Raw genomic sequence first — 24,766 nt, 5'->3', positions numbered from 1 at the left:
TTTTATAAAATGAAAAGCATTTTAAATTTAAAAGACAATATTTTTGAGTTAGAAAATATTTTTTATAAAGAACAAAATCTTGAAGAGTTAAAAATCTCAACCCAACAATTATTTTCTAGGTTATTAAAAGCGTATCCTTATCTAAAACTTCCAGCGTTTTCAATTGTTCCTACTAAAAGTCTAGAATTTATCGTTTGGTATCAAGATCCGAATGCTATTACTGAGACATTATTGATCGAGCAAAATGGTTCTGATGCGTATATATGGAAATGTGCTGATCAGAAATGGTATTTGGATGATTTGTATTCTGAACCACATCAAATTGCCTGTAAGTTAATAGAAAGTATTCCTGTATTTCATTCTATTCCTGAAAATCCTAGAGAGGTAAAGCATCTACTTGAAATAGGTATAATGCATTTTGATGCCTGTATCTTTCCAAAATTTTCAGAACGAAAACTAGAAGACGATAGAGAAGTTCTTATATGGGATGATCGTTTTTTGTTGGTAGGAACTCAGCTAGAAAATCTTAAAATTTATAGTCATAAGCAATGGCACGATTTAGTTAATAGAGAAAATTATTATTCAGAGTAAGGTAGTTGTTTATGGCATTTACACATGATTTTGTTTTATTGAATAAAAATGAACTCATCTTACGATGACTGTTGTGATCTTATCGGGGGGATTTCTTACGATGTTTCAATCCATGATGATTTAATCCTATATTTTATGGATTATCTAAAATGGTTACCAACCTATAGTCCTTTATTAAAAAAAAGAATATATGGACTTGATTATCATGCGATGACTATTATAGATGTTGAGGGAGCTACAGAAGCTCTAATTTTATTTTCTAGTCTAGTCAATATTTTAAAGTTATCGCCGAATGTTTTAACGTTAACAGGCACATATACTTTTGTTCACGCATATGATGATGTGATTGATCCAAATGAGAATGTTGATCGTATTTTACGTGATACCGCAGGTTATGAAAAAATCATTATGCAGAAGAGTGAAGTGATACGACAATTTGAAATATTGTCAGGGCTTATGCAGAAGGTCATTGATTTTAATAATAGTTTTTATGTTTTACATTTGGGTATTTAAGTTTAGAGGAACATTCCAATTCGAACTGAATGTTCCTCAGGTTTTCTTAAATCACCAATAACCCAACACTTTCCACCACAGTCCACCTATCACCACAAAGATGATGATATTGACGACACTCATGACAAAGCCAGCTTTCCACCATTCACCCAGTGTGGTGTAACCCGAACCAAATACCACAGGCGATGTACCCGTTGCATAATGGGTTAAGGTCATCATGATGCTTGAAGCCGCTGCCATCATTAAGGCAAACAACATCGGCGGTGCACCAAGTGCAATCCCTGCGGTATAGAACGCAGCAAACATCGCAGTGATATGTGCTGTGGTACTTGCAAACATATAATGTGCATATAGATATGCGAGCATCAGCAATAGACATGCAGGTGCCCAGCTTAAACCTAATGACCCAATACCACTTTCTAATACACCTGAGAACCAAGCAATCAAACCGAGCTTATTTAAATAAGTTGCCATCATCACCAAAGCGGCGAACCAAGTAATCGTATCCCATGCGCTTTTTTGCGTCAGAATATCTTCCCAAGTTAGCACACCAGTGAGCAGAAGTAATGTCAAACCAATAAATGCAGTTGTGGTTGGATCAACAGCCCAAGCAGCACCAAAAATCATGGCTGGGATACCCGCCCATAACAACAGCAAAATACCAAATACACCGAGCATGATGCTTTCATTTCGACTGACTGAACCCATTTCTTTCAATTTATCTTTAGCAAATTGAGCTGCATTGGGTGTTTCTTTCACTTCAGGTGGATACATCCAGTACAGAATCAATGGCATCACGATCAATGCAATTAGACCGGGGAGTAACATCGCCAGTGCCCAAGTGCTCCAACTCAGTGAAATTTCACTATTGGTTGCTTTTGCGACTAGATCAACAACTAAAGGGTTCGGCGCAGTTGCAGTGATAAACATGGCGGAAGTAATCGGATTGGCCTGATAGCTGACAAGGGCTAAATACTTTCCCATGCGCCTCTCAGTTCCTTTGGCGGGATCTGAATCATAGCTAGTCGAAATCGCACGAACAATAGGATGGATGATCCCACCGCCACGTGCAGTATTACTCGGAGTAACAGGTGCAAGAATTAACTCAGAAAGGACCATGCTATAACCGATACCAATGGTTTTCTTACCCCATACTGCGATAAATAAATAGCCTAAGCGAGCGCCAAGTCCTGTTTTCTGTAAACCTTTCGAAATCATGATTGCGATACCAATCAACCAGATCAAAGGATTGGAGAAACTGCTCAATGCATCTTGAATAGCACCGCTTGGACTATCATTGGTTACACCTGTGACTGCAACGAGCATGATCGCAATAATCGCGATTGCACCAATTGGCATGGTTTTACCAATAATTGCAGCGATTACGCCAACAAACATCGCCAATAAATGCCAAGCATTCGGATCGACACCTATCGGCACAGGTATAACGAACCAAATAATCAATGTAATAAATAAAGAAATAAGCGTAGGGAGGAGCTTAAATCCCATGTGGATTCCCCTTGTGATCATGGGTTTAATAAAATTTATAGTTCTTTATGAATGAATCGTTAAAGAAACAACCGTTAAGACGTGATTATCGAAAGTGAGGGACTAGAATTCAAAGGGAGTTTTGTAGATTCAACGTTATATAAATCCTTTTATTTTGCCGATGGGATAAATACAAAACGGCTAAATAATGATGAAAGATCTACTCACTTTTTTGTTTGATTTAGGAAAGTTATTTATCTAGATCAAAATCATTTATCAAATTGTTTGATGCTGTGTTACATTTTTAGCTTGGTTAACATCACTATAAGTGCGGTATGACTCTATATTCATGGCAACAATTACGTCAATTTGTTTATAAAACACTACATGATGATGACTATCAAACTCGCTTTAGCCGCTGTGTTAACTACTTTTTAATTATTTTGATCGTGGCGAATGCCTCTGCAGTCATCCTTGAGTCGATAGATTCAATTTTTTATCCATATAAAATTTTATTTGAAATATTTGAAAATGTATCGATTGCTATTTTTTCAATTGAATACTTACTCAGAGTATGGAGTATTGCAGAAAAAGATCCAGAATCATCCGCATGGAAACAACGCTTTGCATGGATGAAAAGTGGTGGGGCAATCATAGACCTGCTTGCAATCTTACCTGCTTATCTAAACTTCTTCGTCAACTTCGATTTACGTGTACTCCGAATTTTACGACTTTTACGTTTATTAAAATTGACGCGCTATTTTGTTTCTTTACAAATTTTGCTGAGAGTCATTCAACGCGAAAAAGGTTCTTTTCAGGCGGTTATTTTTATTTTAGTCATTATGATCATCATGACGGCTTCAGCAATGTATGTGGTTGAGAATAAAGTACAACCAGAAGCGTTTAGCTCAATACCTCAATCCATGTGGTGGGCAGTCGTCACATTAACGACGGTGGGTTATGGCGATGTTACGCCTGTGACCAATATGGGGCGATTCTTAGGCGCTTTGATCACGATTTTGGGTGTTGGTATTGCGGCATTACCCGCAGGTATTTTGGCATCAGGACTAGCCAACGAATTAAATCAAAGGAATCAACGATTAGAACAAGAGTTTCGCGAAGCGTTACAAATTCGGGGGCTTGATTTATTGCATGATCAACGTGAAATTGAAAAGATTCGTATTGGGGTTGGCTTACCCAAAGAGCAAACCCATGAAATTATTATGCAATTGGTTAAGGAAAAGCTACTAGAAGAACAAGAGCAAGCAAACCAACAGAAACAAAAAATCTATTGTCCACATTGTGGTGAAAAGTTATCCGAGTAAATATCAATTTTATTGTAATAATCAATAAAAAGTTGAGAGAATTAACTGTTATAGTAAGTGAAAATTTGAACAAATGAATTATTTTTCTCTATGAGTTTACTTACTTTTTTCTCTTTTATTGTTTATTCAACCGTAACTTCAATTACCCCTGGTCCAAATAATATTATGTTGGCCGCTTCGGGTTTGAATTTTGGCTTAAAACGAAGCATCCCGCATATTTTAGGGATTGGTTTTGGCTTTGGTGTGATGGTGATTCTGGTTGGTTATGGGATTGGTGCTGCACTTGGTTCTTCGCCTTTGCTTTATGAAGTCTTAAAAATCGTCGGTATTAGCTATCTATTGTATTTAGCCTACAAAATCTATCGAGCAGGTAGCATTAAAACCGATACCAAAGTTGATAAACCATTAAGTTTCATTGGCGCAGCGTTGTTTCAATGGGTCAATCCCAAAGCATGGATTATGGCAATGGGTGCAATTACCACTTATAGTTCTGCAAATAGTCGATTGGTGGAATTTATTTTTATCGGTGTGATCTTTGGCTTGGTGAGTATACCAAGTGTTGGGGTGTGGGCGTATATGGGGGAAAGGTTGAAAACGATCGTAAATCACCCCCAAAAAGTACAATGGTTTAATACCGCGATGGCATTGTTATTGGTTGCCTCCGTTATTGTACCGATTAAAGATTCAGTTCAATTTTTTATCCACTAAACTTTTAAAGGCTTTAACTAAACTAGCCATATCTTCGAGAGTCTAAGCTGCAAATTTTAATATTTTATTGACAATTTTTAATGATTTGCTTGAATTTCATAGGGAAGTATGGCGATTTATCTGGTTTTAAAATTATGTCTTAAATCAGAACTGTCGCCTAACAATGTTTAATAAAACTTAATGTGGATGTTGGTGGTTTAGTAAAAATTAAAAAAAGATAACAATAATAATTATCATTTATGATACTTTCTTATTTGATGTTTATCGTAATTTTTAAGCATTTTTTAAGGTTGTTTATTAAATGAAATTCTCCCGCCATGATTAAACGGCGCTATTTACTTGTGTTACTCATTCCTTTGGCATTGATTTCCTTGTTCGTCGGTGTTGGGGACATGAGCATTGCTGGTTTGATTGCAGGCAATCCGCAAGACTGGCAGCTTTTTTGGACGAGTCGCTTACCACGTTTGATGGCGATTGTTGTTGCAGGTGCTGGTCTAAGTGTTTGTGGTTTAATTATGCAATCACTGAGTCGGAACCGTTTTGTTTCACCAACCACAGCAGGTTTATATGACTGTGCGCGGCTAGGTGTTTTGATTTCGATTATTCTACTCCCGAGTGCTTCCATTTTTGCCAAAACTGGATTTGCCATCATTGTCACGCTGATTGGTGCGATGACATTTATGAGTATCCTTGCCACCTTAAAGCATCGAGATACGGTATTTGTTCCATTAGTCGGGATGATTTTTGGCAGTATTATTTCTGCATTTACCACTTTTATTGCTTTGCAACTTGATTTGTTGCAGAACTTAGCAGGGTGGTTACAGGGGGATTTCTCGACCATTTTGAATGGTCAATATGAATTGATCTATTTAAGTATTCCTGTACTGGTACTGATTTATATATTTGCCAATCGTTTTGTGTTGGCGGGTTTAGGTGAGGATTTTGCAACGAATCTAGGCTTAAATTATAAACAGACACTTTTTTTAGGTTTGCTGCTGATCTCGGTGATTACTGGTGTGGTGATTGTTACGGTGGGGGCGATTCCATTTCTCGGTTTAATCGTACCAAATCTAGTGAGCCTTTATTTAGGCGATCATATTCGTAAAACACTTTCACATACGGCATTGCTTGGTGCATTGCTGGTCTTGCTTTGTGATGTTTTTGGTCGAGTGGTGATTTATCCGTATGAGGTCTCTGTCAGTCTCATAATGGGTGTGGTCGGTAGCGTGATCTTCCTGTGGTTATTACTCAGGAGGTATCGTTATGCATAACACGACGAAGCTGGTTGTGCTTGCGATTGCTGTATTGGTTAGCATTGGATTATATCTCGGTTGGAATCTCGGGATCGCATGGCAGTATGCACTGGGACTGCGTTTAAGAACGGTTGCTGCAATTGTCGTTGCAGGTGTTGCTGTTGGTGTTTCAACTTTGGTTTTTCATACGATTGTGAATAATCGCGTGGTCACACCACAAGCCTTAGGTTTGGATAAATTATACGAATTATCTAAAACTGCAATTATTTATTTTTTTGGTGCGAGTACGTTATTGTCGCTTAACTTTGTGACTGATTATTTGATCAGTTTGTTGTTAATGGTGACTTTTGCTTTATTACTTTATCGCTTCATTTTTCAGAAAGTTGCACAACAAAATATTTATTTTTTGCTGTTGGTTGGTCTGATTTGTTCGACTCTATTTGACAACATGACGACCTTTTTTCAGGTGTTACTCGATCCTGATGAGTTTCAGGTTGCCGCTTATGCTGGGTTCGCCAGTTTTAATGTCGTGAAAATGGAAACGGTTTCACTATCTTTACTGACAATTCTCCCCATTCTTTTTTACAGTTTTAGACATTATCACAAGCTGAATGTGATGGCGTTGGGACGAGATCATGCATTAAATCTTGGACTGGACTATGACAAAACCAGTCGGTTGTTACTGGTTTTAGTGGTGTTTGCACTTGCATCTGCAACAGCACTCGCAGGTCCAATGATGTTCCTTGGTTTATTGGTACTCAATATCACGTTGGAACTGTTTAAAACCCATCAGCATCATATTTTACTGATCGGCATTATTTTAGTGAGTGTGCTTTGTCTCATGCTCGGTCAATTTATCGTATTACATGTACTGAATTTCAAAACCACATTGAGCGTCATTATCAACTTTGTCGGTGGAATTTATTTCTTCTGGATTTTATTGAAGGAAAATAAAAAATGGCAATAGAGCTGAAGAATTTACGAAAAAGCTATCATCAACAGTGCGTCGTCAATCATGTCTCACTCACGATTGCCAAAGGTCAATTTACTGCATTTATTGGACCCAATGGTGCAGGTAAAAGTACGCTGCTTTCCATCATGAGTCGTTTGATTGATGCAGATCAAGGGCAGGTCATGCTGGATGGTCAGGATTTACAAGACATGAAAAGTGCGGATATCGCCAAAAAAATGGCGATTTTAAAACAGTCCAATCATACCGAATTGCGTCTGAGTATTGAGGATTTGGTGGCATTTGGTCGTTTTCCGTATTCACAGGGGCGTTTGACCAAGCAAGACCACGAAATTATTGATCGCTCCATTGCTTATATGGATCTGCAATCGATGCGTCATCGTCAGCTAAGTGAGTTGTCAGGTGGACAACGCCAACGTGCCTACATTGCGATGATTCTGGCACAGGACACCGAATATATCTTATTGGATGAGCCGTTGAACAACTTAGATATGAAGCATTCTGCGCAAATTATGCGTGTGCTGAAAGATCTTGCTGAAAATCATGGCAAATCCATCATTGTGGTGATTCATGATATTAACTTTGCCTCAGTGTATGCCGATCACATTATTGCAATGAAAAATGGTGAGTTGGTCTATCAAGGGCATCCACAGCAGATCATGAATGAAATAACTTTAGAAGCGATCTTTGATTTTCATATCCCGATTCAACAAATTCAGCAACACAAATTAGGTTTGTATTTTATTAGTTAGGAGTCCGTTATGCTGTTCAAAAAGACGTTGCCGATCATGATGTTGAGTGCAGTATTGGCTGCATGTGGTCATTCAAATGAACCTTCTGCCGCAAAGGAAGGAACAACTAATTCACATGAGATGATGAGTTTTAGCAGTAAAGCGGGTCAGATTTCGATTCCATCTACTTTGTCACGTATTGCGGTATTAGATACCAACGCCCTGAATACCATTCATACACTTGGGGCAGATGACAAAGTGGTTGCTTTACCCAAAGGTACGCCGTTACCTGCGGTGCTACAAAACTTTAGTGATGGTCAATATCTGGATGTTGGCACAGTAAAAGAGCCAAATCTGGAAAAAATTGCGGGTAGTCAGCCTGAGTTGATCTTGATGAGTGGGCGTATGGAAAATCTGGTGAATCAGATTAAACAAATTGCACCAACTTATTTTGTAGACGTGGATTACAACGATCAGTTTAATTCGTTTAAACAACAAACCTTGAATATTGCAGAAATGGTCGGCAAAAAACCTGAGGCAGAACAACAATTAAAAACCTTGGAGCAAGACATTGCAGCATTAAAAGCAAAAACCAAAGGTAAAACTGCATTGGTGATCTTGGTGAATAATAGCAAGATTGCTGCCTACGGTTCAGGTTCACGGTTTGGTAATATCCATGATTTATACGGTTTTACCCCAGCAGATGCTTCGATTAAAGTGGGCTTGCATGGGATGGCTATTTCACATGAGTTCATTGCCCAGAAAGATCCAGACTATTTATTCGTAATTGATCGTGGTGCTGCAATCACGGGCAATCAAGAGGGTGCAAAACGTGTGTTAAATAACAATATTGTCAATCAATCCAAAGCGGCGAAGAATGGCAATATTGTTTATTTGGATTCGAGCAACTGGTATTTAATGAATAATGGTTTGGGTGGTATGCAGGCGATGTTAAAAGAAGTAGCTGATGTTGTGAAATAACATTTAGTGATGACGCCTTGTATTCTATTGAGAAGAATCTGTCGTTAAGCAACGACAGATTCTTTTTTATCAGTGTATTTTGCATAAGCCAAGGCGATTAATAAAATCACCAAACCGCCTAAACTGAGTACGAACCCCACCCAAATCGGTGCTAACCAACCCATATTATGGCTCAGTACCCATCCACCTAAAAAAGCGCCTAAAGCATTGGCTAGGTTGAAGGCTGAGTGATTCAACGATGCAGCTAATGTTTGTGCATCACCTGCAATATCCATTAAATGCGTTTGTAAGGCACTGCCTAAACCAATCACCGTAAAACCAATCAAAAATAAGGCTGCGATAGCCGTATATAGATTTGCCATCATAAAACTGGCGAGCACGAAGGTGAGTGCGGAACTGATTAAAATCCCAATCATGGTTTTAAACAAATGCCGATCTGCGAGCCAACCAGCAACCAAGCCACCAATCACCATACCCACGCCCCAGATCGCCAATGCAATTGGAACAACGGAAATATCGGCATGTGTATATTCAGTGAGGATTGGGGAGACGTAACTATAAACGGAAAACATGCCGCCAAAACCAATCGCACCAACTGCTAGGGTGAGCCACATATTGATATTTTTTAAGCCTTTCAATTCTGCTCGAATACTTGCCGTTTTTTGTGGGCGAATATTGGGCACAAAAAGACCGATGCCGATCAAGGTAATAAAGGCAATGACAGCAGAAAATTCAAAACCAGTTTTCCAGCCGAATTGTTGACCGAGCCATGTTGCGATGGGTACACCAATCACATTGGCAATGGTTAAACCCATCATTACTTGGGCAATTGCAATCGCACGACGTTGCTTACCTGCTAACTCGGCTGCGACTAGCGCAGCAACACCAAAGTAAGCACCATGTGGAAAACCAGCAATAAAACGTGAAACGAGCATGGTTTCTGATGTGGTTGCGAACACTGTAGCTGCATTTGCCAAACCGTAAAACAGCATTAAACCTAGCAATAATGTTTTACGTGGGACTTTAGCGCCTAAGATCGCAATAATGGGTGCACCAACCATCACGCCGAGCGCATAAGCACTGATGAAATAGCCTGCATGGGGAACACTGACATTTAAATCTGTGGCTATTTCTTGGATCAGTCCCATTGCAACAAATTCAGTTGTGCCAATACAAAAACTACCAATCGCAAGTGAAAAAATCACCAGAAATAAAGAATAGTTTTTTGACGGGGAAGAAAGAGAGGGAGAGCTTGGGGAAGACATACGATCTCGAAACATATAAAGCGACGATATTATATCGAGCAGATCACAGAAATGTGAAAAAGAACACAAATTTTATATATGCAACCTAACAATGAAATAGTCGATCAAAATAGTAATACTAAATCTTTATGATAATTATTTTCATTTATGTATAATGCATTTCATAGACTAATTGGCTGAACCACTACACTTAATCAATGAGTATGTGGATGAATGGATGGGAAACAACTGTGAAAAAATTATTGATTGCGTCATTGGCTTTAATCTCAGGTTATAGTGCTGCACACGAGCCTTATGTTGCACCTGTTGCATATCAAACGACAAATACCCAAGTCGCAATTTTAGCAGGTTATGCTGAAGAAGCCTTGAACAGTGAATATGCGCTAAAAAGTCCTAAGTTTGAAATCACAAATCCAAAACAAGTTAAAAGTACGATAGAGCCAGATTCGAAACTTGGTTCTACTACAGTATTTGATTTGAAATTACCTGAAGCGGGTACTTATAGCGTACAAACCAAAGCAAGCTATCCATTAAAGTATGTGCAAGACCAAAAAGAATGGAAATTATTTTTTGATTTAGCGGAAGACAAAGCACCAGCAAAAGCTGAACGGGATTATCTGATTCCTGCTGATTTAAAAGGCAAGAAAATTGCCCCAGTTGAAGTGACGCGTGAATGGTCATTATTTACCTATATCACAAAAGAGAAAAGTTCACCTGTACAGTCAACTGCAGCGCCGATTCAAGTTGAGTTTTTAACTCATCCAAATGAGTTAAAAGCGAATCAGACGGCGAAAGTAAAGGTTGCGAAAGCGAATCAGCCTTTAGCAAATGCTGAAGTTGTGCTTCGCGCTAAAGGTGCAACGGACGAACAAGCGAAAACCATAAAAGCAAATACAGATGGTACAGTGGATTTAGTTTTCCCAAGTGCAGGGGAATATTTAGTCGAAGTTACAGAGTCGGTTGATAGCAAGAAAAAACCAAATAATCAGTTCTATAGCATTATTAGTTTGTCTGTAAATTAAGAAATGGAAAGGCTAATCTTTAGAATGGATTAGCCTTTTTTTAGTTAAACTTTTCCCGCTTTTCGTTTTATTCATCAAGTTGATTCATTGTGTTCATCATCCATCGCGTTGCTATAGAATTTTACGCCGAGTTTGATGCGATCGCGTCCATTGCCCATACGCCAGCGATTGGTATCTCTGAGTGAATAAACACAGCCACAATACTCTTGCTGATAGAATTCTTCACGTTTACTGACTTCCAGCATCCTGACAGCACCACCGTTTTTACGCCAGTTATAGTCCCAATATTGCATTTCGGGATAATGAGATGCGGCTCGAAGACCACAGTCGTTAATTTGCTGCATATTCTTCCAACGCGAAATACCCAACGAACTACTAATTAAGCCAAAGCCATGTTCATGGGCATACAGTGCAGTTCTTTCAAAGCGCATATCAAAACACATGGTACAGCGAATGCCTTTCTCAGGTTCGTCTTCCATACCTTTGGCGCGTGCAAACCAATTGTCGGTATCGTAGTCACAGTCAATAAACGGAATATTATGCTTTTCTGCAAAACGAATATTTTCTTCTTTACGAATCAAATATTCTTTGACTGGATGGATGTTGGGATTATAAAAAAAGATCGAAAAGTCGATACCAGATTCGATTAATGTTTCCATGACTTCACCTGAACAAGGTGCGCAGCATGAATGTAATAATAATTTATCGTGACCTTCAGGCAGTGTAAGCTTTTGGCGTTCAAGAGACATGGCAAACAAAGATAAATAAGTGAATAATCTCCTATTGTAAAAGCTTTCTGATCGTCTTGAATTTGAATTAAGTGAAATATTCTCAGGTTGAACTGAATTTTTCTAATTAAAAATACGCTTGAAGGTTTCGGATAGCTCAGTATATGCGCTTGAATCGACAGAATATGCATTCAACTTTTTAAGATTATTAAAATTCATTTTACTTAAGAATAACGAGGTAAAATTCATGTTGAGACAAGCTCATTAATTTCATGTTAAGATGAATTAAATTCAATTTTTGGTTCGTATCGTGCTAGAACTTCGTCATTTAAAAACACTGACTGCTTTAAGAGAGCATGGTTCATTGGTTGCAGCCGCAGCAGATTTATGTCTTACGCCTTCGGCAATTTCGCATCAACTCAAAGAGCTTGATCACTGGTATGGTATTGAAGTGGTCAATCGCCGTAGCCGCCCAGTGACATTTTCTAATGTTGGAGAACGCTTGCTCAAACTTGCAGATGATGTATTGCCGCAGGTGCAAATTACCCAAACCGATATTGCACGTATCGTACATGGGCAAACAGGGCGGATCATCTTCTCATCTGAGTGTCATAGTTGTTTTGATTGGTTGATGCCTTTGTTAAATCAATATCGTCACCAATATCCCGATGTTGACTTGGATTTTGCCGCAGGCTTTGAATCAAACCCACATGAATTACTCCAAAATGCGGAATTTGATTTATTGATTACGGCAGATCCGATTGCACTCAAGGGGATCGCGTATTTCCCAATCTTTGAATATGAGTCACGCTTGGTGTTATCTAACACACATCCTTTTGTTCGCGCAGAACATGTTTCTGTACAAGATTTGGCAGAAGAAACCTTAATCACTTATCCAGTCGATAAACATCGTTTGGACATCATGGCGCATTTGTTCATTCCTGCAAATATTCAACCTAAGCATATTCGAACCACCGATTTGACGCAGATGTTAATTCAGCTCGTTGCCAGTGGGCGAGGGATCGCTGCTTTGCCTGATTGGGTGGTCAATGAATATGAGCAAAAAGGTTGGGTGGTCAGTCGTCGTTTGGATTGCGTTTCACCTCAAGGGCTAAGACGTACCTTATATGCTGGCTATCGTTCTGAAGATAAAGAAAAGAATTATTTTGAGGGCTTTTTAAAGCAACTAGAAAAATTTTCGCAGAAGCGAGCTGTTTATTATGAAAAATAGTTAAAACAAGCGTCTGTTGAATATGTAGTCAATGAAATTAACTTTTCTACGCTACCTATTAGACTGTTTTCTATCAAAATGGATGTACGACGAAGATTAAGATTTCCCAATAAAAACAGATAAAATCCCTGCGGCGATAAGTGGACCAACAGGAACGCCTCTCAGTAACGCAACACCAGCGACAGTTCCGATCAATAAGCCTGCGATGACATCGGGTTGGCTGGTCATGAGTTTCATACCACGGCCTCCCAGCCATGCAACCAATAATCCGATAGCAATGGCGATTAAAGACTTCACACTGATAAAAGATTTTAAAATATTTTCGCCACTTATTTTCCCGCTAGCGATAGGCGCAAGCACGCCGATAGTGAGAATAATAATTCCAATGTTTAAGCCATGTTGTTGGATATAAGGGAAAAATTGTTCTAACGGTGTGAGTTTTACCAGTATCAGTACCCCAGTTGCTATCGTCACCGCAGTATTATGACTAAAAACACCAACAGCGAGTAAGATGAGCAGAACCAATAGATTGATATCGAGTTGTGAAAACATATCGCCGTCATTTATAAATAAAGTTGAATTGTATCGCAATTTATCAGGCTGCTCTTTAATAAATTACATGATCGCAAAGTAAGCGAATCCTGTGAAAAACCTTGAATATGCCGTTATTAAGATTTTACTGCATGGTGGTCGTGCATTTTTGCTTGATAAAGTTGATCAAACTCGTATGCAAGGTCAGCAAGTGTCGTTGCTTTTAATTTTGCTAAAAGAATATTTTGTGCCTGTTGCATTGCATCTTCTAAGGCTGCATTTACAACACGTTCGACACCACACTCTGGATTTTGTCTTTCATTACCCATAGCAAAAATTGTTGGCTCACCCACTGCATTATAAATATCTAGTAAAGTAATTTTCTCTAAATCGGCGATAAGATGCCAACCACCCTTAGGTCCTTTTTCTGATTGGATAAAACCAGCGGTTTTCAATCCAGCCATCGTGCGTCTAACGACCACTGCATTGGTTGATAGCATATTGGCGATCTCTTCCGAAGTAAAAATTTTATTCTGTCTGGCCATGTGAAGCAGTACATGAAGCATACGAGAAAGCTTGCTGTCGATACGCATAAGATAAAAAATCAAATGTTGAAATGGATTATTAATGTAACATTAAAAGTTGCAAATATAAATGAAAAGTATTAATGTAACTTTAAAAGTTACTTAATGGTGTTGAAATGAATTATGATGTTGCAATCATTGGAGGGAGTTATGCGGGCTTAGCGGCAGCGTTACCTTTAGGACGAGCGAGAAGGCGTGTGGTGGTCATCGATGCAGGGCAGCGCAGAAATCGTTTTGCAGATCATTCACATGGATTTCTCACGCAAGATGGTACTGCAGCGAGTGAAATAGCTCAGATCGGAAAGCAACAATTACTTCAGTATAAAACTGTAGATTGGATGGATGGATTCGTCAAACGGATTGAACGGAAAGAAGATAACTTCCATCTTTGTATTGATGGAACACATGCAGTCAGCGCTAAAAAGATCATTGTAGCAACAGGTGTGAAAGATCAACCACCTGAAATCAAAGGACTTGCGGAGCGTTGGGGCAAAAGTATTTTTCATTGTCCTTATTGTCATGGCTATGAACTCAACCAAGGACGTATTGGTCTTATTGCCAGCTCAGAAAATGCTGCGCACATGGCAATGATGTTGCCTGAATGGGGGAGTGTGACTTTCTTTTTAAATGGACAAAAAATCGAGGCAGAAATACAAGCACAACTTATTGAGCGCGGTGTCATTATTGAACAACGAATCATTAAGGAAATCGTGGGACAAAGTGAGATTATTCTTGAAAATGAAGAGCATCTTTCAATGGATGGTATTTTTGTCACAACTCAATGTTTAATTTCACAAGACTGGATAGCACATTTAGGCTGTGAAATAGAGAAAAATGTAATGGGTGAGGTGATTAAGACCAATGCGCTAAAAGAAACATCCGTGGCTGGTGTTTTTGCCTGCGGTGATGTGGCTAGATTGGGTGGTTCTGTGTCACTTGCTGTTGGGGATGGAACAATGGCGGGTGTGGCAGCACATCGATCACTGATATTTTAATTAAAATTTAAAGGTCATTTTCCATGAAAAATATGGAGATGACCTTTGATTGATTTTATATTTAAGCTAACTTTCTGTTCGCTTCATATTGATAGCTCACAATTTGTTCATCCCAAAATTGTTGCCATAAATCACAGTACTCAAAACAAATTTTACGAATAGATGCATAGTCGGCTTCAGTACATGCTTGAGCAAGGACAAACCATAAATCATCCTCATGATCATCGTCTGCGGCTTCAGATGTTGCATCATGCGATACACCATGCACGTGATAATATCCGCTGCTCACATCAAAGCCAACCGAATGGGTTGCTTGGCGCAAGGCAGGACTAAATAAAATCACTTCTTCTTCTGCCACAGCCAACAGTGCAGTAACTGAACGATAGCAATCAAAAGAGTTTTCTAGATATGCACGAACTTTTTGCGCGATGATTGAAGGTAAATAGTTATTGCGTTCCGCTTCAGTTAATTCAAAATCATCAAGGACGTCTTCAAATAATGGATAATGTGCATATTCTGGATTTCCAGAATAATATTCATCTTTATCGAGTGCAGGGCGGAAACCAAACTCATCTAATATATTAAGATTTAATAAAAAACGAGGATACATTTTGGAACCAGATAATAGTCGAGGTTCTAATTGTTTTGTTTGGAATTGCGCCATTAGCAAAGCATCGGTAAATACCTGTACGATTGCATGGCGATATTCTAAATGAATGTGTTTTAAGGTCTCCTTATCAATTAAACCGTCATTTAGAAGTTGGATTGCAGGATGTTTAGATACTGGATGATTTGAAATTTCTGCTCTTAATGTCTTCAGAAAATTCAAATTGTTGTTCCATGCATCGGCAGAAATACTATTTTTCATTCCGTCTATAGCTTTCTGTCTAGGGTTGTCAAAGTTTTCAAATTTTTTTGGCATAGTTTTTTACTCAATGAATTAATAAATATTATTGCTTTTCCAATGGTATAGTTCGATTTTTTTGGTTGCTTATGAATATAACTATTGGCCCAACCAAAGATATTTTTATTGGATAAATTAAATATAAGATGAATTTTTTGTGAAATCAATTTTTTCAATAAGCTAAATAATCTCAATTTAGGTTGATAATTAATCAAAATTGCACTAAAAGGTGAATTAATGCACAATATATTTTAATTTTTTTAGAAATAGAAAGATTTTTTTACAAATCAGCTTGTTTATAACCTCATTTTTGCTTAATTTATAAGAGAGGTAATAAGGAAAAACTTATATTTTCTGTAATGATCTTAAAATAATATGAAAAAGCATGGTTGCCAGAATTGTCCAGCTTATAAACCATGCCTAAATAATACATTAATTTTTTTTAAAGAATTCTAAAAAGGATAATAATATGTCAAAAAAAGAAGATATTATTGCAACGGCTCTAAACCTCTTTAATCGTCATAGTTTCAGTTCGGTAGGCGTAGATCGAATTATTGCTGAATCCAACGTTGCAAAAATGACGTTCTATAAATACTTTCCTTCCAAAGAAAATTTGATCGAGGAGTGTTTATCTCGAAGAAATAAAAGTATTCAAGAAGCGATTGAGCAAGAAATTAACTTACTCAAAGAAGATGATTACTTGGGTAAAATTAAAGCCGTCTATTTTTGGCACTTAGGTTGGTTCAATTCCGATGACTTTCATGGATGCATGTTTCAAAAAGCATCACTGGAAATCTTACAACAATACCCATCCATTATCGGTCCAATTGTGGCGTATAGAGAATGGTTAATGGGATTGCTTGAGGATTTGTTCGAAAAGGCAAAGGTTGACCAACCGCATGTAATGACATCTATGTATATAAATATTTTAGATGGCATGACAGCTTATGCAAAAGTAAGCAAAGATCATACTGAAATTGAAGAATGTTGGTCTTATATTGAACGATTAATTACTTTGGATGCAGCCTAAGTCATCATTTTTAACTGATTTTTTATTTTTCATGAATTTAAGCTAAATAAAAGAAACCGAGTCAATTGACTCGGTTTCTTTTAGATCTCATCTGAAAATTACTTTTCAACAAATGCACGTTCGATCACATAATCGCCCATAACACCCATACGTGGTGATTCGACTAAACCATGCTGATCAAGTAGCGCAGCCACATCTTTTAGGAAAGCTGGACTACCACATAGCATTGCACGGTCAGTTTCACGATTAAAACGAGGTAAACCGATTTTTTCAAACAGTTCACCAGTCTCAATCGCTGTAGTTACACGACCTTGAGTGTGGAACGGTTCGCGTGTTACGGTTGGGTAATAAATCAATTTGTCTTTGATGCCTAACTCTTCAAAGAACTCGTGATTCGGAAGCTCATTTAAGATTAAGTCTTGGTAAGCAAGTTCTGAAATATAACGCGTACCATGTACCATGATCACTTTCTCAAACTTTTCGTAAGTTTCTGGATCACGAAGCAGAGAAAGGAATGGCGCAAGTCCAGTACCAGAAGATAAAAGATATAAATTTTTACCTGGTAGCAAATCATCGTGTACTAAAGTACCTGTTGGTTTTTTAGAAATCAGGATTTCATCGCCCACTTGTACTTTTTGTAAGATCGAGGTCAATGGACCGTCTTGGACTTTAATTGAGAAGAATTCTAACTCTTCTTCATAATTCGCACTTGCGATCGAATAAGCACGCATTAAAGGCTTGCCATTCACTTCAAGTCCGATCATCACGAACTGACCATTTTTAAAACGTAGGCTCGTATCGCGTGTTGTTTTAAAGCTGAAAAGAGTGTCATTCCAGTGGTGAACATGAGTAATGCGTTCAACGTTAAAAGCAGCCATTAAAGGTCTCGATCACATATAAAAGAAACAGATTGCTATTCTAATCTAAAATCATTCTCGATAAACTGAATATATTTAATTGTGTTTATCAGAAAAAGTGATGAGTAACTCTGTAATGATGCCGATAATCGGTTATATGCATTCTCCTTATCGTGAGAAATTTGGCATCCCAAGGCAGCCGAACTTGGTGCAAATCGAGTCGTACATAGAGATGGTTGAACCTTATAATGAGATTTTGGCATTTGAGGGCATAGATGACTTTAGTCATTTGTGGTTGCTGTGGCAGTTTCATGAAAATAAACAAAATGATAGTGCTCCGAATCAAACGGCTAAATTTCGTGCACAAGTCCGTCCGCCGCGTCTCGGGGGCAACCAAAAAATAGGTGTTTTTGCGACCAGAAGTATGTATCGGCCATCGCCAATCGGTTTGTCTGTGGTTCGTTTTCTTCGTGTTGAAAAGCACGGCAAAGTGATTCGTTTGTACGTCACAGGTAGTGATTTATTACATGGCACCCCAATTTTTGATATTAAACCTTATATTCAATATTCAGATGCAATTGAAGACTCGATCAGTGGTTATGCACAAGATGAGCCGATCCGTAAGAATGTCATTTGGGCAGAAACTGCTTCGCTACAGCAAAAACAACTGTTAAATCAGGCTATTCTAGATAAAAAGATATTGGATGAACTTGAACAAGTGTTATCTTTAGATCCTCGTCCAGCGTATCAAGAAGATACTGAGCGGGTGTATGGGATGTGTTTCGCTCACTTGAATATTCGTTTTACAGTCGATGAAAAGAATGTCACAGTGGTGAGTGTAGAGCAGTCCAATATAATTTAATTTAAAAATATAAATGATTCATAAATTTGGGGAAATTACGGTCATGCAAGCTGAGGCAAAATTTACGAACTTTTCTTTTACGATTGATGTGACTTGGTGCTTAGAGCAACTGCAAAAAGATGGTCGTATTACTGAACGAGATAAGTTGTTAATCCAAACCACACATCGTCAAAAAGAACAATTGAAATGGCATCCCTTACAATGGATTGCCAATTTTAATTTAAAAGATCAGTTAAGTCCTGCTGCAACGCTAACTCTGCATCGTTTGTGTCAGTGGTTGGCGGAAAAAGCGGCTTTGCCCATGTTTGTGATTGATCCATTAAAAGCGGATGTTGCTGCTTTAACCAGTGTGATGTCGCAAGAATTCGCTGTTAGAAATGATATTTTGGCTGTTGAAGTACATGCTGATCGTATTTTGATTGGTACGGATCAGCCCTTTACATCGGAATGGGAAAATAACTTACAGCGTAGTTTGGCGCCTAAAAAGATTGAGCGAGTTTTATTAAATCCTGAACAACTACAACGATATTTACACGAATATTATCAAGTCAGTCGTGCTGTAAATTCGTCACAAAATACCAGCGCTTTTGATCGTGATAATAAAGGCGTAGAGGCGCTATTACAGTTAGGGGATACGCAAACCCCTGATGCGAATGATCAACATATTGTCAAGCTGGTGGATTGGGTGCTGCAATTTGCCTTTGAACAGGGCGCGAGCGATATTCACTTAGAACCAAGAAAAGACAAAGGCAAGGTGCGTTTTCGTATCGATGGGGTTTTGCACACCATTTATAATATGCCTGCAAATACACTGACCGCCGTGATTTCGCGTATCAAAATCTTAGGGCGAATGAATGTCGCTGAAAAACGAAAACCTCAAGATGGCCGTTTAAAAACACGAACACCGAAAGGGCAAGAAACTGAACTCCGTCTTTCAACTTTGCCTACTGCATTTGGCGAAAAGTTGGTGATGCGGATTTTTGATCCAGAAGTCTTGGTTCGCAGTTTTCAGCAATTGGGTTTTGAGGGGCATTTATTACAAAGTTGGCAGCAACTCACACAGCACAGTCACGGTATTATCTTGGTGACGGGGCCTACAGGCTCAGGTAAAACCACGACGCTGTATTCTTCTCTCAAACAGCTTGCAACCGAACAAGTCAATGTCTGTACCATTGAAGACCCGATTGAAATGCTTGAGCCGAGCTTTAACCAAATGCAGGTAAATCCCAATATTGAACTGGGCTTTGCCGATGGGGTTCGTGCCCTAATGCGTCAAGACCCCGATATTATTATGGTCGGGGAAATTCGTGACCATGATACCGCCAATATGGCAATTCAAGCTGCATTAACCGGGCATTTGGTATTATCAACACTACATACCAATGATGCACCATCAAGCTTAACCCGCTTACATGATTTGGGTGTACAGCCATTCTTAACCGCAGCCACGATTCTTGGTGTGCTTGCACAGCGTTTAGTGCGTCAACTGTGTCCACACTGCAAACAAGAAACCGCAATCAATGAGCAGGAATGGGAACACTTAACATTCGACTATATTATGGATATGCCAGCGACCATGTATAAAGCTGTCGGTTGTGAGGTATGCCGCCAGACTGGCTATAAAGGGCGAGTGGGTATTTATGAGTTTATGCCTGTAAGTTTGGAGTTGAAAACACAGATTAGTGCAAATGGCACATTAAATGATTTGAAAGCTCAAGCGAAAAAAGAAGGGGTTGAACCTTTAAGAATCGCGGGGGCACGCAAAGTCATAGAGGGTGTAACGACTTTAGAGGAAGTGCTGAGAGTTGTTCCTTTAAATTAATACTATTATTTCAAGCAAAAAAAAGCAGTACGCGCTGACATACTGCTATTCCCACGTTTTTTTATTCTCTGATTTTTATTATATTACTTGGTTAAAATCAGGCGATTATTTCGAGTCAAGCGTAAGCGATATTCTTCTCCAGCATGCATGATGCGTATTTCACGTCCTAAGGCAAAAAGGTTGTTCGAGTGCAGCATTGGTAATGATTGTGCTGAATCTGTGCTGCGTGTAAAAAGGCTGAATGGTGCGTTCATTTGTTATACTCCGTGGTATGTCTTTTAATGTTTTAAATGATAATCATTATCGAATAAGCCTGTCAACGTAAATTTTTGACTATTTACAAAATCATTTATTATTTTTATTTTGCAAGTGTGAAAGGCTTAACAAATTACTTAAAATTGCTGCATATAGATGAGGGATATAAGACTTTGATGTCAAAGAATACAATTGAGGTTGCGATCGCAATTTTATTACATAGGTCAAAAGTGTTGGTGGGATGGCGACAGGAAAATCAACATCAAGGCAATAAACATGAGCTCCCTGGTGGTAAAGTTGAAGCGGGTGAAACACCTGAGCAAGCATGTCGTCGTGAAATATACGAAGAAGTCGGCATAGGCATAAAAAACTGGCATGTTTTTGATGTGATAAGACATGAATATGAGGATGTGATTGTTCATTTACATTTATTTCATGCATATGTCCCTGATGAGCTACTTGATCTGATTCATCAACCATGGACTTGGTATAGTCGAGATCAGTTATCAGATCTCAACTTTCCAAAAGCAAATGCTGCGATAATTCAAAGGTTAGTGTGGCCACATTTGATTAAAATCAGTGAACAATTAACTGCGATGCCTGAAAGTGATTGTTTGTTGTATTGGCGTATACAGCCGCAAGATGTTGATCAAATTGAAGCGCAATTATTGGCTTTATCGGATGAGCAACTTGCAAAATTAATCCTGAATTTTGATATTTGGCAGCAGTTGGATGCCGTCATTCTAACTAAAATACAAACGATTCATCTAAAACAATCACAATTATTGAGTTTAAAAAAAGCTGAATTACCTATCGGAAAGCGTTTGATTGCTGCTTGTCACGATGCGGTGTCTTTACAACATGCTCAGCAAATTGGTTGTGATGCGGTGTTCTTAAGCGCTGTAAATTCAACGGATACGCACCCTGATGCGAAAGTGTTAGGGTGGAGTGGTTTTGAGCAGTTAGCCAAAAATAGTGATATTCCAGTGTTTGCTTTGGGTGGTGTTGCGCCCGAAGATTTAGAAAAAGCCCAAAAACATAATGCTTATGGGCTTGCTGGAATTCGCCAGTTTGAATCAATAAATTGAATCGCTGCTTAAAGCGCCTGAATCGCTCTTCTCGCTTCTTGGGCTTTTACAGGGTGGTTGCGTGCTTCGCTGGCACGCAACACGATTAACCAGAGTTGCTTCTTCATGTTATTGCTTTGAGCATAACTTAAACCACGGCGAGCCAGTGCTTCTGCATTGGCATACTGTTTACGCTGATCCGCGATTAATCCCAAATATAAATAGGTTTCCGCAGCTTGTGGTGCGATGCGTTGCGCTTGAAGTGCAAAACGTTCTGCATCCGCAAATTGCTTTTGCTTATACGCTGTTTGGGTTTTTTGCATTAGCGTTCTAAAAGCCGGTAGCTGAGAGCCGTCATTACTAAATTTTTGTTGAACTTTCTGTTCAGGTACAACGATAACTGGAACAGTTTGTCGTTTAATCTCTTTTTGCTCATAAGGCGTGATTTTGACGCCAGAAGAAGGTGGCGTAACCTTCTTCTGGCTATCAGTTGCCTTCGGCGGTGGTGTTTGAGGTGCTGGGCGCTCTGGTGTTGTCGTACAACCAGTGAGTACCAGTATCCCAATAGCAAACGTTGCTTTCTTAATCATGTCCAATCATCCTTTTAGATTAGTTCTCACCGTTATAACTACCGCTAGAAATAACGCGTGTAGAGGTGTGATTGGATAAGTCAGTATCCATTTGGTTTTCAGTTTCACGAATGTAATTACTGATGCTGTCATCATCAGTTGTTCCATCATTTTGAGGCATATAGGTCGGCTCAACTTCGTAATGCGATTGACCGCATAGTGTTGCACGGCGTGGTACAGTTTGACGAAGCAGTGGAATATACATGGCACCTTCACAGCCTTGAGCAGATAAATCACCACTGGTACGATCAATCCATTGCCATTGTACATTGTCAGTTTGACGCAAGTTGACAGGTTCTTGGCGCAGTTGTTTCATGACATTGGTCCAAACTGGCAATGCACCTGAAGAACCTGTTAAGCCCGTTACTTTGTTATCGTCTAGACCTAACCATACAACCGCAACATGATTGCCTGAATAACCTGCAAACCAAGAGTCTCGGGTATCGTTTGTGGTACCTGATTTGCCAGCAAGATTTAATGATTCAGGTAAGCTACTGTAGGCCGATCTACCTGTACCTGAGCGCATTACTTGCTGTAAACCATAGTTTAAAATATACGCGGCGGCTGGGTCGATGGTTTGTTGAACATTTAAACCATAACGATCGAGTAAACGTCCTTGCGCATCGACCACAGTACGGATAGAGCGTGGTGGATATTTAAAGCCACCTGTTGCAAAGTTACCATAAATGCCTAGCACTTCCATCGGTGACATATTGACTGCACCCAAATAAATGGATGGATATGCTGGGATATCTGAGCTGACACCAAATTGCTTTAACTTATTGCTAAATGTCGATAGACCAAACTCATTTGCTAAGCGCACGGTAGAGAGGTTATACGAATTTGCCAAAGCTTGTTGCATCGGCACAATTCCATTTTCATTACCACTATAGTTCTTTGGTGACCAACCTTTACCGCCATCAATTGGAATATTTACCGCAGTATCTTCAATCGGACTCGCCCAAGTATAGCGACCAGATTCAATGGCATTGAGATAAATGACGGGTTTCAAGAGTGAACCCACCTGACGTTTCGCATCAAGTGTTCGGTTAAAACCGGTAAAATCCTGTGTTGAACCCACTGCTGCAATCAGTTCACCATTTTCAGGGTGTGCCACTAAAACAGCACCTTGCAAATTCTTCAAACGTGCTGGGTTTCTTTGTGCTAAACGCTCGACCGAATTTTTAAACACGTTTTGAACTTTGGTTTGTGCAATCGGGTCTAAGGTCGTGAAAATTCTTAAACCTTGATTGGTGATATCACTTTCTTGATATTCTGTTCGCAATTGGCGACGTACAATATCAAGGAAATCAGGGAATTTTGCAGGTCCAATCGTAGGTTTACTAATTACATTTAAAGGACGGGCGATTTCGTCTTGATATTCAGATTCTGTTAGATAACCCATGACCAACATGTTATTTAACACGACATCACGACGTTTTTTTGCATTTTCAGGGTTGCGCCAAGGATTATATAACGATGGACCTTGTACTAGACCAACCAAGAACGCTTGTTGTGAAGTATTAAGCTCACGTAATGGCAAGCCAAAATAAAATTGTGAAGCGAGACCATAGCCATTAATTGAATAATTGCCATTTTGACCTAAATTTACTTCATTCAGATAGGTTTCAAGAATTTCATCTTTGCTGTAGTGAAACTCAATTAATAAAGCCATCAGGGCTTCATTGACTTTACGTTTAAGGGTTTTTTCAGGGGAAAGATAAAAGTTCTTCACCAATTGTTGTGTTAAAGTCGAACCACCTTGGCGTCGACCTCCTGTCGCATTACTGACCAGAGCACGTGCTGTTCCTCTGACAGAAACACCATGATGATTATAAAAGTTACGATCTTCCGTCGAAATCAATGCTTCGATCAATGTTTTTGGTACTTTATCTAATTTGATCAGTACGCGATCTTCATTGTGTTGCGGATAAATACCGCCGATCAATAGTGGTTCTAAACGAGCGATCCCTGTACTCGAGGGCTTAGTCGAACGGATATCTCCAACACGATCACTTGAGAAACCAATTTCTAGTACCTGTTCAGGTTCAGTACTGTCACCATAGTCAAAACCACGGGTATGCACATACATCTGGTTGCCTTGTGTAACATAGCTACCTGATTTTTCATAGTTTGACGTGTTTTTATAACCCAGTAATTTCAATTCTTGGATGAAATTTTCTTGAGTAATAGGTGCATTCGCATAAATTTCTAATGGGCGAGCAAAAACCTTAGCAGGGATGTCCCAGCGCTGGCCTTCAAATTTATTGCGAATAATACTATCCAATCGAATCAGATAGATGCTAAAGGCAACAAAAATACCAATCACTAAAATTGAAAAAATTAGTGTTATAAAACCAATACCACGTTCACACTTCATAGATTTGCGTTAAAACCAAAACAATGGGGGTAATGATGCGATAG

General features: G+C 39.0%; 25 protein-coding genes. 15 read left to right on the top strand and 10 right to left on the bottom strand.

From position 1 onward, the window contains the following. Positions 1 to 9 precede the first annotated feature (9 nt). On the top strand, positions 10 to 591 hold the full coding sequence (locus MMO38_RS07345) for a hypothetical protein (protein WP_241323183.1): 582 nt from the start codon (positions 10 to 12) through the stop codon (positions 589 to 591). Between the two features lie 48 nt (positions 592 to 639). After that, on the top strand, positions 640 to 1,104 hold the full coding sequence (locus MMO38_RS07340; RefSeq protein WP_241323105.1) for a hypothetical protein: 465 nt from the start codon (positions 640 to 642) through the stop codon (positions 1,102 to 1,104). Between the two features lie 51 nt (positions 1,105 to 1,155). On the opposite strand, the gene MMO38_RS07335 is transcribed toward MMO38_RS07340, so the two are convergent. Beyond that, complete coding sequence (locus tag MMO38_RS07335; protein ID WP_241323104.1) at positions 1,156 to 2,613, bottom strand: DASS family sodium-coupled anion symporter; 1,458 nt, start codon at positions 2,611 to 2,613, stop codon at positions 1,156 to 1,158. 314 nt (positions 2,614 to 2,927) lie between these two features. On the opposite strand from MMO38_RS07335, the gene MMO38_RS07330 reads away from it, so the two are divergent. From MMO38_RS07330 to MMO38_RS07305, 6 genes are all read left to right on the top strand, one after another. Beyond that, positions 2,928 to 3,917, top strand: a complete 990-nt coding sequence (locus MMO38_RS07330; protein WP_241323103.1) for an ion transporter — start codon at positions 2,928 to 2,930, stop codon at positions 3,915 to 3,917. A 90-nt stretch (positions 3,918 to 4,007) separates the two neighbouring features. After that, a complete protein-coding gene (locus MMO38_RS07325; protein WP_241323102.1) occupies positions 4,008 to 4,625 on the top strand; it encodes a LysE family translocator in 618 nt (205 codons plus the stop codon). A 317-nt stretch (positions 4,626 to 4,942) separates the two neighbouring features. After that, on the top strand, positions 4,943 to 5,896 hold the full coding sequence (locus MMO38_RS07320) for an iron chelate uptake ABC transporter family permease subunit (RefSeq protein WP_005197418.1): 954 nt from the start codon (positions 4,943 to 4,945) through the stop codon (positions 5,894 to 5,896). After that, entirely contained in the window at positions 5,889 to 6,845 is a 957-nt protein-coding gene (locus MMO38_RS07315; RefSeq protein WP_241323101.1) for an iron chelate uptake ABC transporter family permease subunit, read from the top strand. Before MMO38_RS07320 ends, MMO38_RS07315 begins: the two co-directional genes overlap by 8 nt. After that, positions 6,836 to 7,600, top strand: coding sequence for an ATP-binding cassette domain-containing protein (locus tag MMO38_RS07310; protein ID WP_241323100.1), 765 nt, complete (start codon positions 6,836 to 6,838; stop codon positions 7,598 to 7,600). The genes MMO38_RS07315 and MMO38_RS07310 overlap by 10 nt, the downstream gene beginning before the upstream one ends. 9 nt (positions 7,601 to 7,609) lie before the next feature. Next, on the top strand, positions 7,610 to 8,560 hold the full coding sequence (locus MMO38_RS07305; protein WP_241323099.1) for an ABC transporter substrate-binding protein: 951 nt from the start codon (positions 7,610 to 7,612) through the stop codon (positions 8,558 to 8,560). A 44-nt stretch (positions 8,561 to 8,604) separates the two neighbouring features. Here MMO38_RS07305 and MMO38_RS07300 read toward each other — a convergent pair whose 3' ends face one another. Beyond that, the gene (locus MMO38_RS07300) at positions 8,605 to 9,825 is read right to left on the bottom strand and encodes an MFS transporter (RefSeq protein WP_241323098.1); all 1,221 of its coding nucleotides are present in this window, start codon (positions 9,823 to 9,825) and stop codon (positions 8,605 to 8,607) included. Between the two features lie 230 nt (positions 9,826 to 10,055). On the opposite strand from MMO38_RS07300, the gene MMO38_RS07295 reads away from it, so the two are divergent. Continuing rightward, a complete protein-coding gene (locus tag MMO38_RS07295; RefSeq protein WP_241323182.1) occupies positions 10,056 to 10,847 on the top strand; it encodes a DUF4198 domain-containing protein in 792 nt (263 codons plus the stop codon). A 74-nt stretch (positions 10,848 to 10,921) separates the two neighbouring features. Here MMO38_RS07295 and MMO38_RS07290 read toward each other — a convergent pair whose 3' ends face one another. Next, positions 10,922 to 11,596 (bottom strand): epoxyqueuosine reductase QueH, encoded by a 675-nt coding sequence (locus tag MMO38_RS07290; protein WP_034595055.1) that lies wholly within the window; start codon positions 11,594 to 11,596, stop codon positions 10,922 to 10,924. Positions 11,597 to 11,885: 289 nt separating this feature from the next. On the opposite strand from MMO38_RS07290, the gene MMO38_RS07285 reads away from it, so the two are divergent. Next, positions 11,886 to 12,806, top strand: a complete 921-nt coding sequence (locus MMO38_RS07285; protein ID WP_171065287.1) for a LysR family transcriptional regulator — start codon at positions 11,886 to 11,888, stop codon at positions 12,804 to 12,806. A 96-nt stretch (positions 12,807 to 12,902) separates the two neighbouring features. On the opposite strand, the gene MMO38_RS07280 is transcribed toward MMO38_RS07285, so the two are convergent. Next, complete coding sequence (locus MMO38_RS07280) at positions 12,903 to 13,358, bottom strand: DUF441 domain-containing protein (RefSeq protein WP_004670724.1); 456 nt, start codon at positions 13,356 to 13,358, stop codon at positions 12,903 to 12,905. Between the two features lie 116 nt (positions 13,359 to 13,474). Further along, positions 13,475 to 13,930, bottom strand: coding sequence for an Rrf2 family transcriptional regulator (locus MMO38_RS07275; protein WP_005197402.1), 456 nt, complete (start codon positions 13,928 to 13,930; stop codon positions 13,475 to 13,477). A 107-nt stretch (positions 13,931 to 14,037) separates the two neighbouring features. Between MMO38_RS07275 and MMO38_RS07270 the strand changes: the two genes are divergently transcribed. Then, positions 14,038 to 14,916 (top strand): NAD(P)/FAD-dependent oxidoreductase, encoded by an 879-nt coding sequence (locus tag MMO38_RS07270; protein ID WP_241323097.1) that lies wholly within the window; start codon positions 14,038 to 14,040, stop codon positions 14,914 to 14,916. A 61-nt stretch (positions 14,917 to 14,977) separates the two neighbouring features. Here MMO38_RS07270 and MMO38_RS07265 read toward each other — a convergent pair whose 3' ends face one another. After that, a complete protein-coding gene (locus tag MMO38_RS07265) occupies positions 14,978 to 15,838 on the bottom strand; it encodes a hypothetical protein (RefSeq protein ID WP_241323096.1) in 861 nt (286 codons plus the stop codon). Between the two features lie 451 nt (positions 15,839 to 16,289). Here MMO38_RS07265 and MMO38_RS07260 point away from each other — a divergent pair, with 451 nt between their 5' ends. Further along, positions 16,290 to 16,850: a TetR/AcrR family transcriptional regulator gene (locus MMO38_RS07260; protein WP_005197396.1), complete on the top strand. Its 561-nt coding sequence runs from the start codon at positions 16,290 to 16,292 to the stop codon at positions 16,848 to 16,850. Between the two features lie 98 nt (positions 16,851 to 16,948). Here the strand turns inward: MMO38_RS07260 and MMO38_RS07255 are convergent, their stop codons facing one another. Next, positions 16,949 to 17,728, bottom strand: coding sequence for a ferredoxin--NADP reductase (locus MMO38_RS07255; RefSeq protein ID WP_005197395.1), 780 nt, complete (start codon positions 17,726 to 17,728; stop codon positions 16,949 to 16,951). A 100-nt stretch (positions 17,729 to 17,828) separates the two neighbouring features. Between MMO38_RS07255 and tsaA the strand changes: the two genes are divergently transcribed. Both tsaA and MMO38_RS07245 read left to right on the top strand, forming a co-directional pair. Then, on the top strand, positions 17,829 to 18,569 hold the full coding sequence (tsaA, locus tag MMO38_RS07250) for a tRNA (N6-threonylcarbamoyladenosine(37)-N6)-methyltransferase TrmO (RefSeq protein WP_241323095.1): 741 nt from the start codon (positions 17,829 to 17,831) through the stop codon (positions 18,567 to 18,569). Positions 18,570 to 18,612: 43 nt separating this feature from the next. Continuing rightward, positions 18,613 to 20,391, top strand: coding sequence for a GspE/PulE family protein (locus MMO38_RS07245; protein ID WP_241323181.1), 1,779 nt, complete (start codon positions 18,613 to 18,615; stop codon positions 20,389 to 20,391). Positions 20,392 to 20,474: 83 nt separating this feature from the next. Here MMO38_RS07245 and MMO38_RS07240 read toward each other — a convergent pair whose 3' ends face one another. Next, the gene (locus tag MMO38_RS07240; RefSeq protein ID WP_004670732.1) at positions 20,475 to 20,645 is read right to left on the bottom strand and encodes a hemin uptake protein HemP; all 171 of its coding nucleotides are present in this window, start codon (positions 20,643 to 20,645) and stop codon (positions 20,475 to 20,477) included. A gap of 177 nt (positions 20,646 to 20,822) precedes the next feature. Here MMO38_RS07240 and MMO38_RS07235 point away from each other — a divergent pair, with 177 nt between their 5' ends. After that, on the top strand, positions 20,823 to 21,734 hold the full coding sequence (locus tag MMO38_RS07235) for a thiamine phosphate synthase (protein WP_241323094.1): 912 nt from the start codon (positions 20,823 to 20,825) through the stop codon (positions 21,732 to 21,734). An 8-nt stretch (positions 21,735 to 21,742) separates the two neighbouring features. On the opposite strand, the gene MMO38_RS07230 is transcribed toward MMO38_RS07235, so the two are convergent. Beyond that, the gene (locus MMO38_RS07230) at positions 21,743 to 22,303 is read right to left on the bottom strand and encodes a tetratricopeptide repeat protein (RefSeq protein ID WP_241323093.1); all 561 of its coding nucleotides are present in this window, start codon (positions 22,301 to 22,303) and stop codon (positions 21,743 to 21,745) included. Between the two features lie 19 nt (positions 22,304 to 22,322). Beyond that, positions 22,323 to 24,722: a penicillin-binding protein 1B gene (mrcB, locus tag MMO38_RS07225; RefSeq protein ID WP_241323092.1), complete on the bottom strand. Its 2,400-nt coding sequence runs from the start codon at positions 24,720 to 24,722 to the stop codon at positions 22,323 to 22,325. Between the last annotated feature and the right edge of the window lie 44 nt (positions 24,723 to 24,766).

Origin of the sequence: Acinetobacter sp. NIPH 1852, assembly GCF_022549455.1 — a bacterium.
GTDB lineage: Bacteria > Pseudomonadota > Gammaproteobacteria > Pseudomonadales > Moraxellaceae > Acinetobacter.
The sequence above is the reverse complement of the archived record's forward strand: the minus strand, read 5'-3'. Positions and strand labels throughout refer to the sequence as shown.

What these genes read in the sequence shown, in the direction of transcription:
- MMO38_RS07345 (WP_241323183.1), top strand. Translation starts at nt 10, where the DNA reads ATGAAAAGCATTTTAAATTTAAAAGACAATATTTTTGAGTTAGAAAAT.
- MMO38_RS07340 (WP_241323105.1), top strand. Translation starts at nt 640, where the DNA reads ATGAACTCATCTTACGATGACTGTTGTGATCTTATCGGGGGGATTTCT.
- MMO38_RS07335 (WP_241323104.1), bottom strand. Translation starts at nt 2,613, where the DNA reads ATGGGATTTAAGCTCCTCCCTACGCTTATTTCTTTATTTATTACATTG.
- MMO38_RS07330 (WP_241323103.1), top strand. Translation starts at nt 2,928, where the DNA reads ATGACTCTATATTCATGGCAACAATTACGTCAATTTGTTTATAAAACA.
- MMO38_RS07325 (WP_241323102.1), top strand. Translation starts at nt 4,008, where the DNA reads ATGAGTTTACTTACTTTTTTCTCTTTTATTGTTTATTCAACCGTAACT.
- MMO38_RS07320 (WP_005197418.1), top strand. Translation starts at nt 4,943, where the DNA reads ATGATTAAACGGCGCTATTTACTTGTGTTACTCATTCCTTTGGCATTG.
- MMO38_RS07315 (WP_241323101.1), top strand. Translation starts at nt 5,889, where the DNA reads ATGCATAACACGACGAAGCTGGTTGTGCTTGCGATTGCTGTATTGGTT.
- MMO38_RS07310 (WP_241323100.1), top strand. Translation starts at nt 6,836, where the DNA reads ATGGCAATAGAGCTGAAGAATTTACGAAAAAGCTATCATCAACAGTGC.
- MMO38_RS07305 (WP_241323099.1), top strand. Translation starts at nt 7,610, where the DNA reads ATGCTGTTCAAAAAGACGTTGCCGATCATGATGTTGAGTGCAGTATTG.
- MMO38_RS07300 (WP_241323098.1), bottom strand. Translation starts at nt 9,825, where the DNA reads ATGTCTTCCCCAAGCTCTCCCTCTCTTTCTTCCCCGTCAAAAAACTAT.
- MMO38_RS07290 (WP_034595055.1), bottom strand. Translation starts at nt 11,596, where the DNA reads ATGTCTCTTGAACGCCAAAAGCTTACACTGCCTGAAGGTCACGATAAA.
- MMO38_RS07280 (WP_004670724.1), bottom strand. Translation starts at nt 13,358, where the DNA reads ATGTTTTCACAACTCGATATCAATCTATTGGTTCTGCTCATCTTACTC.
- MMO38_RS07275 (WP_005197402.1), bottom strand. Translation starts at nt 13,930, where the DNA reads ATGCGTATCGACAGCAAGCTTTCTCGTATGCTTCATGTACTGCTTCAC.
- MMO38_RS07270 (WP_241323097.1), top strand. Translation starts at nt 14,038, where the DNA reads ATGAATTATGATGTTGCAATCATTGGAGGGAGTTATGCGGGCTTAGCG.
- MMO38_RS07265 (WP_241323096.1), bottom strand. Translation starts at nt 15,838, where the DNA reads ATGCCAAAAAAATTTGAAAACTTTGACAACCCTAGACAGAAAGCTATA.
- MMO38_RS07260 (WP_005197396.1), top strand. Translation starts at nt 16,290, where the DNA reads ATGTCAAAAAAAGAAGATATTATTGCAACGGCTCTAAACCTCTTTAAT.
- MMO38_RS07255 (WP_005197395.1), bottom strand. Translation starts at nt 17,728, where the DNA reads ATGGCTGCTTTTAACGTTGAACGCATTACTCATGTTCACCACTGGAAT.
- tsaA (WP_241323095.1), top strand. Translation starts at nt 17,829, where the DNA reads ATGAGTAACTCTGTAATGATGCCGATAATCGGTTATATGCATTCTCCT.
- MMO38_RS07245 (WP_241323181.1), top strand. Translation starts at nt 18,613, where the DNA reads ATGCAAGCTGAGGCAAAATTTACGAACTTTTCTTTTACGATTGATGTG.
- MMO38_RS07240 (WP_004670732.1), bottom strand. Translation starts at nt 20,645, where the DNA reads ATGAACGCACCATTCAGCCTTTTTACACGCAGCACAGATTCAGCACAA.
- MMO38_RS07235 (WP_241323094.1), top strand. Translation starts at nt 20,823, where the DNA reads ATGTCAAAGAATACAATTGAGGTTGCGATCGCAATTTTATTACATAGG.
- MMO38_RS07230 (WP_241323093.1), bottom strand. Translation starts at nt 22,303, where the DNA reads ATGATTAAGAAAGCAACGTTTGCTATTGGGATACTGGTACTCACTGGT.
- mrcB (WP_241323092.1), bottom strand. Translation starts at nt 24,722, where the DNA reads ATGAAGTGTGAACGTGGTATTGGTTTTATAACACTAATTTTTTCAATT.